Origin of the sequence: Kitasatospora gansuensis (genome assembly GCF_014203705.1) — a bacterium.
Lineage (GTDB): Bacteria > Actinomycetota > Actinomycetes > Streptomycetales > Streptomycetaceae > Kitasatospora > Kitasatospora gansuensis.
Window position 1 is genome coordinate 5,143,247 of the sequence record NZ_JACHJR010000001.1, and the last position, 16,148, is coordinate 5,159,394.

At 72.8% G+C, this 16,148-nt stretch carries 15 protein-coding genes; 11 read left to right on the plus strand and 4 right to left on the minus strand.

Going from position 1 to position 16,148, the window contains the following annotated elements:
• Positions 1-31: 31 nt before the first annotated feature.
• The 3 genes from F4556_RS22970 to F4556_RS22980 are packed head-to-tail and all read left to right on the plus strand — an operon-like array spanning position 32 to position 4,526.
• On the plus strand, positions 32-682 hold the full coding sequence (locus F4556_RS22970; RefSeq protein ID WP_184919104.1) for a class F sortase: 651 nt from the start codon (positions 32-34) through the stop codon (positions 680-682).
• A complete protein-coding gene (locus F4556_RS22975; RefSeq protein ID WP_184919106.1) occupies positions 682-2,004 on the plus strand; it encodes an alpha/beta hydrolase-fold protein in 1,323 nt (440 codons plus the stop codon). Before F4556_RS22970 ends, F4556_RS22975 begins: the two co-directional genes overlap by 1 nt.
• Positions 2,001-4,526, plus strand: a complete 2,526-nt coding sequence (locus tag F4556_RS22980; protein WP_184919108.1) for an MprF family protein — start codon at positions 2,001-2,003, stop codon at positions 4,524-4,526. The genes F4556_RS22975 and F4556_RS22980 overlap by 4 nt, the downstream gene beginning before the upstream one ends.
• A gap of 20 nt (positions 4,527-4,546) precedes the next feature.
• On the opposite strand, the gene F4556_RS22985 is transcribed toward F4556_RS22980, so the two are convergent.
• A complete protein-coding gene (locus tag F4556_RS22985) occupies positions 4,547-4,990 on the minus strand; it encodes an SsgA family sporulation/cell division regulator (protein ID WP_184919110.1) in 444 nt (147 codons plus the stop codon).
• Between the two features lie 343 nt (positions 4,991-5,333).
• Between F4556_RS22985 and F4556_RS22990 the strand changes: the two genes are divergently transcribed.
• The 4 genes from F4556_RS22990 (at position 5,334) to F4556_RS23005 (ending at position 9,149) form a co-directional block, all read left to right on the plus strand.
• On the plus strand, positions 5,334-7,157 hold the full coding sequence (locus tag F4556_RS22990) for a DEAD/DEAH box helicase (protein ID WP_184925004.1): 1,824 nt from the start codon (positions 5,334-5,336) through the stop codon (positions 7,155-7,157).
• Positions 7,145-7,303: a hypothetical protein gene (locus F4556_RS22995; protein ID WP_184919113.1), complete on the plus strand. Its 159-nt coding sequence runs from the start codon at positions 7,145-7,147 to the stop codon at positions 7,301-7,303. Before F4556_RS22990 ends, F4556_RS22995 begins: the two co-directional genes overlap by 13 nt.
• 333 nt (positions 7,304-7,636) lie before the next feature.
• A complete protein-coding gene (locus F4556_RS23000) occupies positions 7,637-8,287 on the plus strand; it encodes an IclR family transcriptional regulator (protein WP_057237549.1) in 651 nt (216 codons plus the stop codon).
• Between the two features lie 55 nt (positions 8,288-8,342).
• Positions 8,343-9,149, plus strand: coding sequence for a hypothetical protein (locus F4556_RS23005; RefSeq protein ID WP_376775742.1), 807 nt, complete (start codon positions 8,343-8,345; stop codon positions 9,147-9,149).
• Between the two features lie 57 nt (positions 9,150-9,206).
• On the opposite strand, the gene F4556_RS23010 is transcribed toward F4556_RS23005, so the two are convergent.
• Both F4556_RS23010 and F4556_RS23015 read right to left on the minus strand, forming a co-directional pair.
• Positions 9,207-9,968, minus strand: a complete 762-nt coding sequence (locus F4556_RS23010; protein ID WP_184919115.1) for an IclR family transcriptional regulator — start codon at positions 9,966-9,968, stop codon at positions 9,207-9,209.
• A gap of 153 nt (positions 9,969-10,121) precedes the next feature.
• Positions 10,122-10,604 carry an Lrp/AsnC family transcriptional regulator gene (locus tag F4556_RS23015; RefSeq protein WP_184919117.1) on the minus strand — a complete coding sequence of 161 codons (483 nt, stop codon included), beginning with the start codon at positions 10,602-10,604 and terminating at the stop codon, positions 10,122-10,124.
• Between the two features lie 180 nt (positions 10,605-10,784).
• Between F4556_RS23015 and F4556_RS23020 the strand changes: the two genes are divergently transcribed.
• Complete coding sequence (locus F4556_RS23020) at positions 10,785-11,315, plus strand: VOC family protein (protein ID WP_184919119.1); 531 nt, start codon at positions 10,785-10,787, stop codon at positions 11,313-11,315.
• 10 nt (positions 11,316-11,325) lie between these two features.
• On the opposite strand, the gene F4556_RS23025 is transcribed toward F4556_RS23020, so the two are convergent.
• The gene (locus tag F4556_RS23025; RefSeq protein ID WP_184919121.1) at positions 11,326-11,835 is read right to left on the minus strand and encodes a hypothetical protein; all 510 of its coding nucleotides are present in this window, start codon (positions 11,833-11,835) and stop codon (positions 11,326-11,328) included.
• 156 nt (positions 11,836-11,991) lie between these two features.
• Here F4556_RS23025 and F4556_RS23030 point away from each other — a divergent pair, with 156 nt between their 5' ends.
• The 3 genes from F4556_RS23030 to F4556_RS23040 all read left to right on the plus strand — a co-directional run bounded on the left by F4556_RS23030 (position 11,992) and on the right by F4556_RS23040 (position 16,026).
• A complete protein-coding gene (locus tag F4556_RS23030) occupies positions 11,992-12,702 on the plus strand; it encodes a response regulator transcription factor (RefSeq protein WP_184919123.1) in 711 nt (236 codons plus the stop codon).
• An 80-nt stretch (positions 12,703-12,782) separates the two neighbouring features.
• Positions 12,783-14,147, plus strand: coding sequence for a sensor histidine kinase (locus tag F4556_RS23035; RefSeq protein WP_184925010.1), 1,365 nt, complete (start codon positions 12,783-12,785; stop codon positions 14,145-14,147).
• A gap of 331 nt (positions 14,148-14,478) precedes the next feature.
• Positions 14,479-16,026, plus strand: a complete 1,548-nt coding sequence (locus F4556_RS23040; protein WP_184919125.1) for a cellulose binding domain-containing protein — start codon at positions 14,479-14,481, stop codon at positions 16,024-16,026.
• The last annotated feature ends 122 nt before the right edge of the window (positions 16,027-16,148 follow it).

The window sequence follows — 16,148 nt, forward strand, 5'->3', positions numbered from 1 at the left end:
GGAGGCGGCGATTGACTGGCACGGATCACGGATGGATGGACGAGGGGAGTCGGGAGTGACCGGGCAGGTCTCCAGGAGCCCGTGGCCGGGCTCGCTCGCGGCGGGCGGGGCCCTGCTGCTCGGCGCGTGGCTGCTCTCCGGCGGGCACGGCGGCCCGCTCGGCCCGGACCGTAGCCAGGCGATGGACGGCGCCACCACGGCCGCCCTGCTGGTGCCGCCCAGGGCGTACGCGGTGCCGACCCGGATCAGGATCCCCGCGCTCCGGGTGGACGCCCCGGTGGCCGCGCTCGGCCTGGACGGCGGCGGCCGGCTGGAGACCCCGGCCGAGCGGGACCGCAACCTCGCGGGCTGGTACCGGGAGGGCGTCACCCCCGGCCAGCGCGGCACCGCGATCATGGCGGGGCACGTCGACATCGCGACCGGACCGGCCGTCTTCTACGGCCTCGGCACCCTGCGCAAGGGCGACCAGGTGGAGGTGGACGGCGCCGACCGGGGCACCGCGTTCTTCACGGTGGACGGCGTGGAGAGCTTCGCCAAGAAGGACTTCCCCGACGCCCGGGTGTACGGCCAGGGCGCCGACTCCCAGCTGCGGCTGATCACCTGCGGCGGCGGGTTCTCGTCGGCGCACGGCTGGGACGCCAACGTGGTGGTCTTCGCCCACCTGGTACGGAGCGCGACCTGATGAGCCGTCACACGGAGCTGGCCGGCTGGAACCCGCTGGACTGGCCGCTGACCACCGGGGTGATCCCGTCCCTGGTGCTGGCGGTCGGCTCGGCCGCGCTGCTCGGGCTCGCGTACTCCCGGAGCAAGCACTGGTGGACCAGGCGACTGCCGTGCGCCGTGGTGCTGGCGGCCGCGCTCACCGTGCTGCTGCGGTTCGTGGTGGACGACTGGTGGGTGCCGTTCCCGGACGGCCTGCCCAGGCCGACCCTGTTCTGGATCGGGGTGGCGGTCCTCGGGCTCTGCCTGGCCGCGCTGCGGATGCCGCCGCTGCGCTGGCGCGGACGGGCGCTGGCCGCGCTGGCCGCCGCGCTGGTGGTGCTGATGGCCTCCTCGGAGATCAACCGGCAGTTCGACCAGTACCCCACCCTGCGGGTGCTGCTGGCGCCGTGGATCGGCAAGACCGACGCGCTGACCACCGGTCAGGTCACCCCGGTGCACGTACCGGAGGGCAAGACCCTCGCCGAGGTCTGGCACGCCCCCGCCGGGCTGCCCGCCAAGGGCACCGTGTCCACCACCCCGATCCCGGGCGTCAAGTCCGGCTTCAACACCATGGACGCCTACGTCTACCTGCCGCCCGCCTACCAGGCGGACCCCCGGCCGCTGCTGCCCGTGCTGGTGCTGCTGACCGGCCAGCCGGGCTCACCGGTGGACTGGATCGGCACCGGGCAGGTGCCGGAGCAGCTGGACGCCTTCGCCGCCGCGCACCAGGGCCTGGCCCCGATCGTGCTGGTGGTCGCTCAGAACGGTTCCCAGTGGGGCAACTCGCTCTGCATGAACTCGAAGATCGCCCAGGCCCAGACCTACCTGGCCGAGGACGTGCCGGACTGGGCGCACAGCCACCTGCAGACCGCCACCGGCCGCAAGTCCCTCGCGATCGGCGGGCTCTCCCAGGGCGGCACCTGCTCGATCCAGCTGGCCGTGAACGCCCCGGAGGTCTACGGCACCTTCCTGGACATCTCCGGCCAGGAGGAGCCGACCCTGGGCAGCCGTCAGGAGACCGTGCAGAAGGCGTTCGGCGGTGACCAGGCGGCCTTCGAGGCGGTCGACCCGCTGCACGTGATGGCCCGGAAGAAGTTCCCGGACACCGCCGCCGCCTTCGTGGTCGGTGACGGCGACGGCGAGTACGGGCCGCAGCAGCGGAAGGTCTACCAGGCCGCGCAGGCGGCCGGCATGCAGGCCCATTTCCAGACCGTCCCCGGCGGCCACGACTGGAACACCTTCCGGGCCGGACTGGGCGTCAACATCCCATGGCTGGCCCAGCAGGCGGGACTGATCCGATGACCGAGAACCGCTCTGCGGCGGAGGCCGCCCCGATCGCCCCCGAGCCCGAGCGCGGCTGGCACCGCTGGCTGCGGCTGCTCGGCCTGCTGGCCGGGCGGCTGCGCACCGCGCCGCTCACGGTGACCCTGTTCGTCGCGCTCTGGGCGGTCGGCGCGGCCACCGGCAGCCTCGGCGACGGTCCTGACCAGTCGCTGCTCGAACAGGTCGGGGTCGGCCTGCCGAGCCTGCGGGAGGGCCACTGGTGGGCCCTGGTCGGCTCGCTGCTCTGGTGCCCGGGCATCGGCGCGTACGTGTCCACCAGCCTGCTGCTGCTGGTGCTCGGCCCGGTGGCCGAGCAGCGGCTCGGCACCCCGCTGACCGCCGGGGCGCTGATCGTCTGTCAGGTGCTCGGCTCGCTGCTCGGCACCGGGCTGACGCGGCTCGGCGTGGCCGCCGACCTGGACTGGCTGAACTCCATCCAGGACCAGATCGCCACCGGCCCCGGCGTCGGCCTGCTCGGCCTGGCGGCGGTGCTCAGCTACCGGCTGACCGCGCTCTGGCGGCGCCGGGTGCGGTTGCTGGCCGTGCTGGTGCCGCTGGTGGCGATGCTCTACATCGGCCACCTGGAGAGCGTGCAGCGGTTCGCGGGCGTGCTGGTCGGCCTGCTGCTGGGCGCGCTGCTGCACCACCGCAGGCCGGTGCTGCCGCGCGGGATCTCGCACACCGAGGCCCGCGTGCTGGTCGCGCTCTGCCTGCTGGCCACCGCGCTGGGCCCGTTGGTCGCCTCGCTCTACCGGGACGCGATCGGGCCGTTCAACACCATGAGTGAGCTGTACTTCTCGCACGTGCCCTCGGCCGAGGAGGTCACCGAGGCCTGCGCGGAGTCGGCGAAGGCCTGCGCCCGGGCGCACTCCACTCAGCGGTTCTTCGACTCGCCCGGGCGGCTGATGGCGGCCCTGGTGCCCGGGCTGCTGGTGGTGCTCGCCGAGGGCCTGCGCCGGGGCCTGCGATCGGCCTGGTGGATCACCGTCTGCACCGAACTGCTCTGGACCGGCCTGCTGGCCTGGGTGCTGGCGGACAACTACGACGACTTCGCCCAGAGCGGCGGCGCGGGCTACCTGATCCAGCTGATGGGCGAGGCGATGCTGCTGCCGGTGGCGATGCTGGTGCTGCTGCTGATCACCCGTCAGCGCTTCGACCAGCGGCTGCCCGGGCGGGACCTGCGCCGGCTGGCGCTGGTGATCGGCTCGGCGCTGCTGCTGAGCTGCGGGGCGTACGTCGGGATCGGCTGGCTGGTCCGGGAGCAGTACGAGCCGGACGCCACCCTGGGCGAGCTGTTCGCCGGGCTGCCCTCGGAGCTGCTGCCGCCCGCCTACAACGACCTGGTGCCGGACTATCCGATCGCGGCCGGCGGCACCGCGCAGGCGCTGGAGATCTGGTGCGGGGTGCTGTTCTGGGCGGTCGCGCTGGTGGCGCTGCTGCTCGCGTTCCGCCGCCCGGTGGTGCACGTGGACGCCGAGGACGCGGCCCGGGCCCGGGAGCTGCTGATCCGGTACGGCGGCTCGACGCTCTCCTTCATCTCCACCTGGGACGGCAACCACTACTGGTTCGACGAGCGCGGCGAGGCGGCCGTCCCGTACCGGGTGATCGCGACCGTGGCGCTGACCACCGGCGACCCGTTCGGCGAACCCGAGGCCCGGCGCCGGGCGGTGGCCGGGTTCGCCCGGTATTGCGACGAGCGCGGCTGGACCCCGTGCTTCTACTCCGTCACCGCCGACACCCGGCAGGCCGCCGACCAGCTCGGCTGGCGCTCGCTCCAGGTCGCCGAGGACACCGTGGTGCCGCTGCCCGACCTGGCCTTCACCGGCAAGAAGTGGCAGGACATCAGGACCTCGCTGAACAAGGCGGGCAAGGAGGGCATCACCGCCGAGTGGTGGACCTGGCAGGACGCCCCGATCGCGATCCGGGACCAGATCCGCTCGATCTCGGAGGAGTGGGTCTCGGACAAGGGCCTGCCGGAGATGGGCTTCACCCTGGGCGGCCTGGAGGAGCTGGCCGACCCGGCGGTCCGGGTGCTGGTCGCGGTGGACGCCGACCGCACCGTGCACGGGCTGACCAGCTGGATGCCGGTCTACCGGGACGGCGCCCCGGTGGGCTGGACGCTGGACTTCATGCGGCGGCGCTCGGAGGGCTTCCGGGGCGTGATGGAGTTCCTGATCGCCTCCGCCGCGCTCGGCTTCAAGGAGGAGGGCGCCGAGTTCCTCAGCCTCTCCGGCGCCCCGCTGGCCCGGGCCGAGCGCGGTACCGAACCGAGCACGCTGGACCGGACCATGGACTGGCTGGGCCGGAGCATGGAGCCGGTGTACGGCTTCCGCTCGCTGCTCGCCTTCAAGGCCAAGTTCCAGCCCGAGTACCGGCCGATGTACATGGTCTACCCGGACCCGGCCGCGCTGGGCAGCATCAGCCGGGCGATCGGCAAGGCCTACCTGCCGCACCTGACGCCGGCTCAGGGGGTCCGGTTGATGCGCAAACTGTCCGGCTGACGGGCCCCCGGTCGAGCACCTCAGCCGAGCAGCTCGGCCAGTGCCCGGTCCGCGTCCAGGAGGCTGAACTCCTGGCCCTCGGGCACCGCGAGGTAGCTGCGCCAGAGGAAGCGGCGCAGCTCGGGCTCGTCGAACTGGAGCAGCGCGACGCCCTCGGGGGCCCGCAGCTCGACCATGGTGCGCCGGCCGAGCGCGGGGCGGACGTGCACGTCGCCGTCGCCGGTCGGCAGGTCGAGGCCGGTCGCCAGCAGCTGCCGGGCGAACACCCACTCGACCTCGGGCTGTGGCTGCGGGGTGTCCAGCAGCTCGGGCTCGACGTCCAGCGAGTACTCGGCGGGGAAGCCCATCCGCACCGCCAGCGGGTCGTCGGCCCGGTACCGCAGGGTGACGCGGAGCAGGGCGGAGCGGTGGGTGCTGACGATGAGCCGGGCCTGCACGACCTGCTCGACAACGGCGGCGGACATGGGTTCCTCCCGATCGGGCGCGGCCCGGTTGTTCGGGTCCGCACCAGTGAGAGGTGGGGGACCCCTGGGGCTTACGTCACTTTTGGCAGAAAATGGCGTGATCCACGTCACATTGCCCATGTCCTTTCCGTCGAAACCGCCCGGTCAGCTCGGGTTGAGCCCTGCCGAGATCCACCGTCCGGACGGTCCCGCGGACCTCGTGTCGGGCGGCCGACCGGGGCGGCTGCCGGTAGGCTAGGCGGGTTGTCCGACCGCTGCCCGACTGCGGGACGGGCCTGCCGCATAGGCCCTGACCTGCGATGATCCCCCTTCGGAGACCGTGAGTACTGCCGCTTCCTCCGCCATGGCCCCGCTCTTCTCGGACGCCGCCGACCCGCATGCGCCGGTCCGCGCCGTCGCCGCGGGCTCGCACCACCTGTCCCCGGCCTTCCCGAGCCGCGCCGCGTACGGCACGGCGGGCAAGCTCCGGGCTTGGCAGCAGGGTGCGCTGGACAAGTACGTCGAGAAGCAGCCGCGGGACTTCCTTGCGGTCGCCACCCCCGGCGCCGGTAAGACCACCTTCGCGCTCACGCTGGCCTCGTACCTGCTGCACAACCACCTGGTGCAGCAGATCACCGTGGTCGCCCCGACCGAGCACCTGAAGAAGCAGTGGGCCGAGGCCGCCGCCCGGATAGGCATCAAGCTCGACCCGGCGTACTCCTCGGGGCCGCTGTCGAAGGAGTACCACGGCATCGTGGTCACCTACGCGGGCGTCGGGGTCAACCCGATGCTGCACCGCAACCGCACCGAGGCCAGGAAGACCCTGGTGGTGATGGACGAGATCCACCACGCCGGTGACTCCAAGTCCTGGGGCGAGGCCTGCTTCGAGGCCTTCGAGCCGGCCACCCGGCGGCTCTCGCTGACCGGTACGCCGTTCCGCTCGGACACCAACCCGATCCCGTTCGTCCAGTACGAGCAGGACACCGACGGGCTGCGGAAGTCGGTCGCCGACTACACCTACGGGTACGGGCACGCGCTGGCCGACCACGTGGTCCGCCCGGTGATCTTCCTCTCGTACAGCGGCAACATGCGCTGGCGGACCAAGTCCGGCGACGAGCTGGAGGCCCGGCTCGGCGAGCCGATGACCAAGGACCTGATCGCGCAGGCCTGGCGGACCGCGCTGGCGCCGCAGGGCGAGTGGATCCCGAGCGTGCTGCAGGCCGCCGACAAGCGGCTCACCGAGGTCCGCAAGGCGATCCCGGACGCCGGTGGTCTGGTGATCGCCACCGACCAGAACGTGGCCCGGGCCTACGCCAAGATCCTGCGCGAGATCTCCGGGGAGAAGGTCACCCTGGTGCTCTCCGACGAGACCGAGGCCTCCCAGCGGATCTCCGACTACGCGGCGGGCACCTCCCGCTGGATGGTCGCGGTCCGGATGGTGTCCGAGGGCGTCGACGTGCCCCGGCTCTGCGTCGGGGTGTACGCCACCTCGATCTCCACCCCGCTGTTCTTCGCCCAGGCGGTCGGCCGTTTCGTCCGGGCCCGCAAGCGCGGGGAGACCGCCTCGGTCTTCCTGCCCACCGTGCCCACCCTGCTCGGCTTCGCCAACGAGATGGAGCTGCAGCGCGACCACGTGCTGGACCGGCCGAAGAAGGAGGGCGACGGTCTCTTCGACGAGGAGGACCGGCTGCTCGCCGAGGCCGAGCGGGCCAACGACGGCCCGGACGGCGCGGGCGGCGACGAGTTCAGCTACGAGGCGATCGGCTCCGACGCGGTCTTCGACCGGGTGCTCTACAACTCCATGGAGTTCGGGATGCAGGCGCACCCGGGCAGCGAGGAGGAGGACGACTACCTCGGTATCCCCGGTCTGCTGGAGCCGGACCAGGTGCAGATGCTGCTGCAGAAACGTCAGACCCGGCAGATCCAGCGCTCCAAGGGCAAGCCGGCCGAGGAGGCCGACCTGCTGGAACTCCCGGCCGAGCAGCGCCCGGTGGTGACCCATCAGGAGCTGCGTGACCTGCGCAAGGAGCTGAACGGGCTGGTCGCCGCCTGGCACCACCGCACCAACCAGCCGCACGGCACCATCCACAACGAGCTGCGCCGGCAGTGCGGTGGTCCGCTCACCGCGCAGGCGACGGCCAACCAGCTGAAAGCCAGGATCGCCAAGGTCCGCGAGTGGGCGAACTGACCGTTTCGGGCCTGTTTCGTCCGATCGGTCGACGAATCGTCAGAAATCACCCCGGCCGGGGTTCCGGCCTGTCCTGCCCCGGCTGCGGCTCGGCCGCCGTGCTGACCGTCGCGGTGCTCTGGACGGTCGGTCGTAACCTCTGGTGACTGTCCGCTCTCCGGACTCCGTTCGAACAGACAGTCGGAAAAGGCCCATTCGAATGGGCTTGTTGTCCGGATTTGCGGTCTGTTCGATAACAGATCTTGCCCGAATTTTGGACAGACCCTTCCGCAGCGTGCCCCTCCTTCACTACTTTCTCCACACGCTCTCTCGAACGACCCACCCCAACCCGAGACGGGCACCGCAGGGCTGTCCGTTCGTCGACGACGCCGACGGACCGCTCCAGGGCGGAAACCCCACCTGCGCGTAGAAACCCGGACCCCGGGTCAGGCCCCGTCCTGCCCGCAAGCCGGTGACCACCGCAGAAAGGAATGCGCGTCGTGACTGCCGAGACCTCCCAGACCCTGGACCGTGGTGTCCGGGTCCTCAAACTGCTGGCCGACTCCGAGCGCGGCCTGACCGTCACCGAGCTGGCGGCCCGCCTGGCCGTCAACCGGACGGTCGTCTACCGGCTGCTGGCCACCCTGGAGCAGCACGGGCTGGTCCGCCGCGACATCGGCGGCCGGGCCCGGGTCGGGCTCGGCGTGCTGCGGCTGGCCCACCGGGTCCACCCGCTGCTCCGGGAGGCCGCGCTGCCCGCGCTGCGCAGCCTGGCCGAGGATCTCGGCGCCACCGCCCACCTGACCCTGGTCGACGGCGCCGAGGCACTCGCGGTGGCCGTGGTGGAGCCGAGCTGGACCGACTTCCACGTCGCGTACCGGACCGGCCTGCGGCACCCGCTGGACGAGAGCGCGGCCGGCCGGGCGATCCTGGAGGCCCGCAACTTCCCCGGTCAGCGACGGCCCGAGCAGGGCTTCGTGATCACCCGGGCGGAGGAGCAGTCCGGGGCCAGTGGTGCGGCGGCGGCCCTGCTCGGGCTGAGCGGCATCGAGGGCAGCGTCGGCGTGGTGATGCTCAACGGGCTGGTGCCCGAACGGGTCGGCCCGCGGGTGGTGGAGGCCGCGACCGAGGTGGCGGACGCCCTCCGGTAGTCGGTGCTTGGTCGAGGCGCCGCCGCCCGGCGGGGTTGCCCCGTACGATTCCGGTGTGTCCGATGCGAAGCTTCCCCCGGTGCTGACCCGTCCGAAGACCCGCGCGCTGGCCCTGTGCGGGGTGCTGGTCGCGGGGCTGTTCGGGACGGCGGCCTTCGTGCCGCTGCCGTTCACCCTGACCATGCCGGGGACCACCGCGGACGTGCTCGGCTCGTACGAGGGGCAGCCGGTGCTGACGGTCACCGGGGCGCCGCTCCGGCAGACCGACGGGCAGCTGCGGATGGTGACCATCGCGGCCACCAACCCGGGCGAGCGGACCAGGCTGTTCACCGCGCTGGACGCCTGGCTGAACCCGGACGAGGCGGTGCTGCCGTCCGAGGCGGTCTACCCGCAGCGGGATCCGGCCAAGGCCGAGCAGGTGACGGCGGAACAGATGACGGAGTCCCAGGACAGCGCCACTGTCGCGGCGCTGAACTACCTGAAGCTCTCGCCGACCCAGGTGAAGGTGAAGGTCGACCTGGGCTCGATCGGCGGCCCGAGCGCGGGCCAGCTGCTGGCGCTCGGCATCGTCGACAAGCTGGCCGGTGACGGCAAGGGCGGTGACCTGTCCGGCGGCAAGGTGATCGCGGGTACCGGCACCATCGACGACCAGGGCAACATCGGCGCGGTCGGCGGCGTACCGCTGAAGACCCAGGCGGCCGCCCGGGACGGCGCGACCGTCTTCCTGGTGCCGAGGAGCGAGTGCTCGTCGGCCAAGGTGAACACCCCGGCCGGACTGCGGCTGGTGCCGGTGGAGACCCTGGCGGGCGCGGTCGCTGCTCTGACCGCGTTGAACACCGGTGGTTCGGTGCCCGCCTGCTGACGCTCCTTCGACCTGCTCAGATCCGTCCGGCCCGTGCTGCTTGCCGGGCCGGTCGGGTCACAGTCCGAACGCGACCGACGCGAAGTCGTCGCTCAGCCTGGTCCGCAACTGGGCGGCGATCTGCGGTAACCGGTGCGCCTGGGTCATCGGCAGCGAGACCGAGACCGCGGCCAGCCCGCTGCCGGCCACGATCGGCACCGCCGCCGCCGCGGTGCCGAGCACGAACTCCTGGTACTGGGTGATCGGCGCGGCCCGCTGCGGCCCCTGCCGGGGCAGCAGCGGCAGCTGGGCCGGGTCGCGCAGGGTGTACGGGGTGAACGCGACCATCGGGTACCTGGCCAGGTAGGACCGGCGCTCCTCGGCGGACATCAGCGCGAGCAGGGTCTTGCCCGCCGAGGTGGCGTGCGCCCCGGCCGGGAAGTCCGCCAGGTCGACGGTGGGCGCGCCGGGCGCGGCCTGGGCCGCGACCAGCACCACCTCGCCCTGGTGGTACCGGGTCAGGTAGACGGCGGCGGCCAGGTCGTCGCTGAGCCGGCGCAGCAGCCGGTCGAGCCGCCGGTGCCCGGCGGCCGGGCTCTCCTCCCGACAGAGCCCGGCGACCGCGGGACCGGTCAGGTAGCGGCCCTCCCGGCGTTCCAGGTAGCAGTCGTGCACCAGGGTGCGGAGTAGGTGGTACGCGGTGCCCAGTGCCAGCCCGGTGTCCCGGGCGAGCTGCTTGGCGGTGGCCCCGCGCGGGTAGCGGGCGACCGCCTCCAGCAGCCGCAGGGCGCGCTGGGCGGAGGCGATCAGGGTGGGCGGACCGCCGATCTCGGGGCTCACCGTGCTCCTCCGGGCGGGTGGGGGGCGGGAGCTGACGGAATGGCAGGTGATGGGTATTCACACCACGGTATGGATCTCATGCTTGTGATCTTTACGCGCACGAGCCGTTGGCATATGCCAATTCGGGTCTGTGTTGCCCGCTGCCGGCGGGTACTACTCCCGGGCGGCCTGATCCACCAGCGGCATGATCCGGAACGGCACCGGATTCTCCAGCGCGATCGCGGTCGAGGCCCGGACGATCCCGTCGAAGCCCACCACCCGGTCGATCACCCGCTGCAGATCGGCGTTCGACCGGGCCACGATCCGCACCAGCATGTCCCCGTGCCCGGTGATGGTGTGCAGCTCCAGCACCTCCGGAACGGAGGTCAGATGGGCCCGGACGTCCACCCCCTGACCCTGCGAGATCTCCAGCGTGGCGAAGGCCGTGACCGGGTAGCCGATCGCCGCCGGGTCCACCTGGGGACCGAACCCGCCGATCACGCCCCGGGCCTGCAGCCGGTCCAGCCGGGCCTGCACGGTGCCCCGGGCGACCTGGAGCCGGCGGGAGCACTCCAGTACCCCGATCCGGGGCTCCTCGCTGAGAAGTCTGATCAACTTGCCGTCGAGCGCGTCGATGGCGTCGTTCGGGGTGTGCACGGCCGCTCCGTCCGGTGGGCAATCTGTCCAGCTGCGCCTGTCATTGTCCGGCCCGGTCGCACAGCTTGCCCAGCGGAAAACGGAACAGTTGCGCAACGCCGGTCCGGACGGCACGCTCCCCCCACCGCCTCGTGGTGCGGGCCCCCACACCGCGCCACGAGGCCAACCGGGGAGGTTCTCTTGACCGACGTCTCCATGGCACCGCTCGCCCTCCACCCGGACGAGAACGGTCCGCTGCCGGCCCTGCGCACCGATGCCTTGCTCGCCGTCCGGGACGCCCGCCGCACCGCCCGCTACTACTGCTCCGCGCTGGCCATGCGGTGCACCGCGTACGCGGGCCCCGAGACCGGCCGTCCCGACACGCTCTCCTTCGTCCTGGAGTCCGGGGCGACCCGACTGATCGTCAGCTCCGCCCTGCACCCCTTCACCGAGCGGGCCGAACGGATCGCCCGGCACGTCTCCCGGCACGGCGACACCATCCTCGACCTGGTCATCGAAGTGCCCGACGCCTACGCCGCGTACGACTACGCGGTCGACCGCGGCGCCCTCTCGGTGGCCGAACCGTACGAGCTCACCGACCGCTACGGCACCGCCGTACTGGCCACCCTGGGCACCCCGGGGCCCGCCCACCACGTGCTGGTCGAGCGCACCGCCTACCCGGGGCCCTACCTGCCGGGCTACCTCGCGCCGCCGCCGGGCATCCTGGGCTGACCGCGGTCTCTCAGCGCACCACGGTCTGCACGTCGGGGTGGTGACCGTTCCAGGTCGCGAACACCGAGTTGGTGCTGCCGTCCTTGGTGAAGTCCACCCGGAGCCACTGGTCGCCCTGCCAGAGCTGCATCTGCCAGCCCTGGTCGGGCGTCGCGGAGACCAGCTCGGCGGTGGTCGGCTGCATGTCCAGCGCGACCCGCCCGCCCGGGACCCGGAAGCTCTTCACCGAAGCCGTTCCCGCGGTGGCGGTGGGCTTCTTGCTCACCTTGGCCACCGGGGTGGTCGCGGCCGCCGGCGTCGGGCTGGCCGGACTCGTCGTGGGGGCGGGCGTGCTCGCGGGCGGCGACACCGGAACTGACGGTGCGTCGGAGGTCCGGACGGCCGCCGACGGGAGCGGCAGGGCCGAGGGCTGCTCGAACGCGGCGTCGGTCAGCACCGCGTGCACGCCGAGCCAGGACAGCGCCACCGCTGCCCCCGTGGCCGCCGTCCAGGCGCCGAGCTGTACCAGTCCGTTCCGCATCGCGTGCACATCCTGCCGTACCGCCGGGACCGGTAGGAGTGCAGGTCAGCGAATCGGCAGGGAAGTTGCACAAATGACACCGGAGCGGTCGACGACTGTTCCGGAACCGCCCCGCGGTACAGACCAATGCACCCGAATGGCGTACCCTGCGGCCCCATGGCAACAGTGCTCGTGGTCGAGGACGACCCTTTCGTACGCTCCGCCCTCATCCGGCACCTGACCGAGTCCGGCCACGCGGTCCGCAGCGTCGGCACCGCGTTGGAAGCCCTCCGTGAGGTCGCCCAGGTCGGCTGCGACCTGGTGATCCTCGACCTCGGCCTGCCCGACCTGGACGGCAGCGAGGCGCTCAAGATGATCCGGGGGCTGACCAACGTCCCGGTGATCATCTCCACCGCCCGGGACGACGAGGCCGAGATCGTCCGGCTGCTCAACGACGGCGCCGACGACTACCTGGTGAAACCCTTCTCCGTCGAGCACCTGACGGCCCGGATGACCGCCGTGCTGCGCCGCTTCGGCAGCGGCACCGCCCCGGTCGCCCAGGTGCTCCGGGTCGGTGGGCTGGCCATCGACGCCCAGCGCCGCGAAGCCGTCCTGGACGACCGGCCGCTGGACCTGACCCGGCGTGAGTTCGACCTGCTCGCCTTCCTGGCCGCCCGGCCCGGCGTCGTGGTGCCGCGCAAGGAGATCCTGGCCGAGGTCTGGCGGCAGACCTACGGCGGCGACCAGACCATCGACGTGCACCTGTCCTGGCTGCGCCGCAAGCTCGGCGAGACCGCCTCCAAGCCGCGCTACCTGCACACCGTCCGGGGCGTCGGGGTCCGGCTGGAGGCCCCTGCGGCGGGGCTCGACGGCGGGGAGCCGACGTGAGGCGTCGCAGCCGCTCGGCCGCCGGCTCCGGGGGGAACGGGCAGTCGCTGCGGCCGGCCGCGGGCCGGAGTGGGCAGTCGCTGCGCTGGGCTCTGATCAAGGCGGCGGTGGCCGGCACCACGATGGTCGCGCTGGCGTTCCTGATCCCGCTCGGCCTGATGGTCCAGCAGACCGCCAGGGACCGCGCCTTCACCTCCGCCGAACGCCAGGCCGCCGCCCTCGGCCCGGCCCTGGCGATCACCACCGAACAGGACGCCATCGCCCGCGCGCTGGCCAGCACCGACGCGGGCGCCCAGGAGAAGATGGCCGTCCACCTGCCGGTCACCGGCTTCGGCCCCGGCACCGTGGTCGGCCACGGCCGGGCCTCCCAGCTCGCGGTCGCCACCGCGGCCGGCCAGGGCCAGTCCTTCATCGACCGGGCACCCGGCGGCTTCGTACTGCTCCAGCCCGTCGCGGTGGACGCCCACCGGGTCGCCGTGGTCGAGGTGTACGTCGCCGGGGGAGACCTCACCCGGGGCGTCGGCACCGCCTGGCTGGTGCTCTCGCTGGTCGCGCTCGCCCTGGTCGCCATCTCGGTCCTGGTGGCCGACCGGATGGGCGCCCGGATCGTCGGCTCCGCCCGCCGACTGGCCGCCGCCGCCCGCTCGCTCGGCAGCGGCAACCTCGCCGTCCGGGTCCCGGTCGAGGGCAGGCAGGCCGACGGCGCCCCTGAGGAACTCCAGGAGGCCGCCCTCGCCTTCAACGCGATGGCCGACCGGGTGGTCCACCTGCTGGCCGCCGAACGCGAACTCGCCGCCGACCTCTCGCACCGCCTGCGCACGCCCCTGACGGTCCTTCGGCTGAACACCGCCTCGCTCGGCACCGGCGACGCCGCCGACGCCACCCGGCACGCCGTCGCCCAACTGGAGCGCGAGGTCGACCAGATCATCCGGACCGCCCGCCGCGCGCCCGAGGACGTCCCCTCGGTGGCCTTCGGCTGCGACGCCGCCGAGGTGATCCGGGAGCGGGTCGGCTTCTGGTCCGCCCTCGCCGAGGACGAGGGCCGCCGCTGGCAGCTCGCCGGCGCCGAGGGCGCGGCGCCCGTGCCCGTCCAGCGGGGCGACCTGGCCGCCGCCGTGGACGCGCTGCTCGGCAACGTCTTCCGGCACACCGGCATCGGCACCGCCTTCTCGGTCGACGTCCTGGTCACCGAGGGCTCGGTGATCGTCCTGGTCGGCGACGCAGGCCCCGGCTTCGCCGACCCCGACGCCGCCCTCCGCCGCGGCGAGGGCCAGGGCGGCGAGGGCTCCACCGGCCTCGGCCTCGACATCGTCCGCAAGCTCGCCGAAACCACCGGCGGCGACCTCGCCCTCGGCCGCTCCGCCGTCCTCGGCGGCGCCGAACTCCGGCTCCGCCTGGAGACCCGGCCGGCCCTGCCCCGGCTGTCGCGCAAGCGGCGCAGCTAGACCCTCCGGGCTCAGCCACCAGGGGCTCGGGGCTCTGCTGATGTGCGGCTCCGCCGCGCGGGCGACGCCGACCCTTGCAAGGTGATCGTGCGTAGGTGGTCAGGCACTTTCGCAGTGACCCGAACGCCAGATCTCCTCGCAGTTCCCCGAGCCCCTGGATAGTGCAACCTTGCGCCGTGCCGACAGCGCAGACCCCTTGCCTTAAGTGATCCCTAACAGAGGTGTTCGGGTGGCTGAGGCGGGCCCCGAGGCCCGCGGGGCGGCGCTAGCGTCGGCCGGGCCGGTGGCGTGGGGCCCCGGTTGACGGTCACTCAGCCGGAGGTCTCAGCCCATGACGAACCAGCCCACCCGCCGCTCCGGGCACCGCCGCCGCAGCCGCAAGGGCACGGTGATCGGCGCCTCCGCCATCGCCACCGCGATCGTCGCGGGCGCGGTGGTGACCTTCGCCGCCTCCGCCAGCGCCGCCTCCCCGGGGGCGGTGTACAGCCGGACCAGCGCCTGGGAGACCGGGTACACCGGCCAGTACCTGGTGACCAACCCGGACAGCAAGGCCATCGACGGCTGGACCCTCAGCTTCGACCTCCCGGCCGGCGCCCGGATCGACTCGCTCTGGAACGCCACCTTCACCGCCACCGGCCAGCACGTCACCGTGAAGCCGCAGGACTGGAGCAAGCGGATCGAGCCGGGCAAGTCCCTGGACGTCGGCTTCGTGGTGCAGGGCAGCGGTGCCGCCCAGGCCGAGCCCGCCAACTGTCTGATCAACGACGCCCCGTGCACGGCGGGCTCCACCACCCCGCCGACCCCCTCGGGCCGCCCGACCACCGCGGCCCCGAGCACCGCGCCGACCGCGTCGGCCAGCCCCACCGTGGCTCCCACCACGGCGAAGCCCACTCCGACCCCGACCCCGACGCCGACGCCGACCCCCACCGCGTCGGCCAGCACGCCGCCGCCGGTGGTGACGAACGGTCACTTCGCCCCGTACGTGGACACCTCGCTCTACCCGCCGTTCGACCTGGTGGCCACCGCCAAGGCGACCGGCGTGAAGAACTACACCCTCGCCTTCGTGGTCTCCGGCGGCGGCTGCACCCCGAAGTGGGGCGGCGTCAGCGACCTCGGTGCCGACGCGGTGGCCGCGCAGATCGGTGCGCTGCGGGCGATCGGCGGCGACGTCCGGGTCTCGTTCGGTGGCGCCAACGGCAGCGAACTGGCCACCGCCTGCTCCTCGGTGGCCGAGCTGACGGCCGCCTACCAGAAGACCGTGGACGCGTACGGCGCGACCAAGGTGGACTTCGACGTCGAGGGCGGTGCGCTCGGCGACGCCGCCGCCAACACCCGTCGCGCCCAGGCCATCGTCCAGCTGCAGAAGAACGCCGCGGCCAAGGGGAAGACCCTGGACGTCTCCTACACCCTGCCAGCCCTGCCCAGCGGGCTGACCCAGGACGGCGTGAACCTGGTCGCCAACGCCAAGAGCAACGGCGTCGCGATCGGCGCGGTGAACATCATGGCGATGGACTACGGCGACGGCGCCGCCCCCAACCCGCAGGGCCGGATGGGCAAGTACGCGATCGACGCGGCCACCGCGACCCAGGCGCAGCTCAAGAGCGTGCTCGGCCTGGCCGACGCCGCCGCCTGGGCCAAGGTCGCGGTCACCCCGATGATCGGCGTGAACGACGTCGCCAGCGAGGTCTTCACGGTGGCCGACGCCACCCAGCTCGCCGAGTTCGCCAAGACCAAGCACCTGGCCTGGCTGGCGATGTGGTCCGGCACCCGGGACAAGGCCTGCGCGGGCGGCGCCAAGCCGTACGCCGACGCCACCTGCAGCAGCATCGCCCAGCAGCCGCTGGACTTCACCCGGGCCTTCGGCGCCTACACCGGCTGACGTTCCGTCGGGGTGCCCCTGCCCAACGGGGGGTCAGGGGCACCCCTTCTCTCCGTGTGGTGCCCGCGCCCGGATTGCGGGCCGGGCGCCAAGTCGCGGGTTTCCGGTGGTCCGGTAAGGTC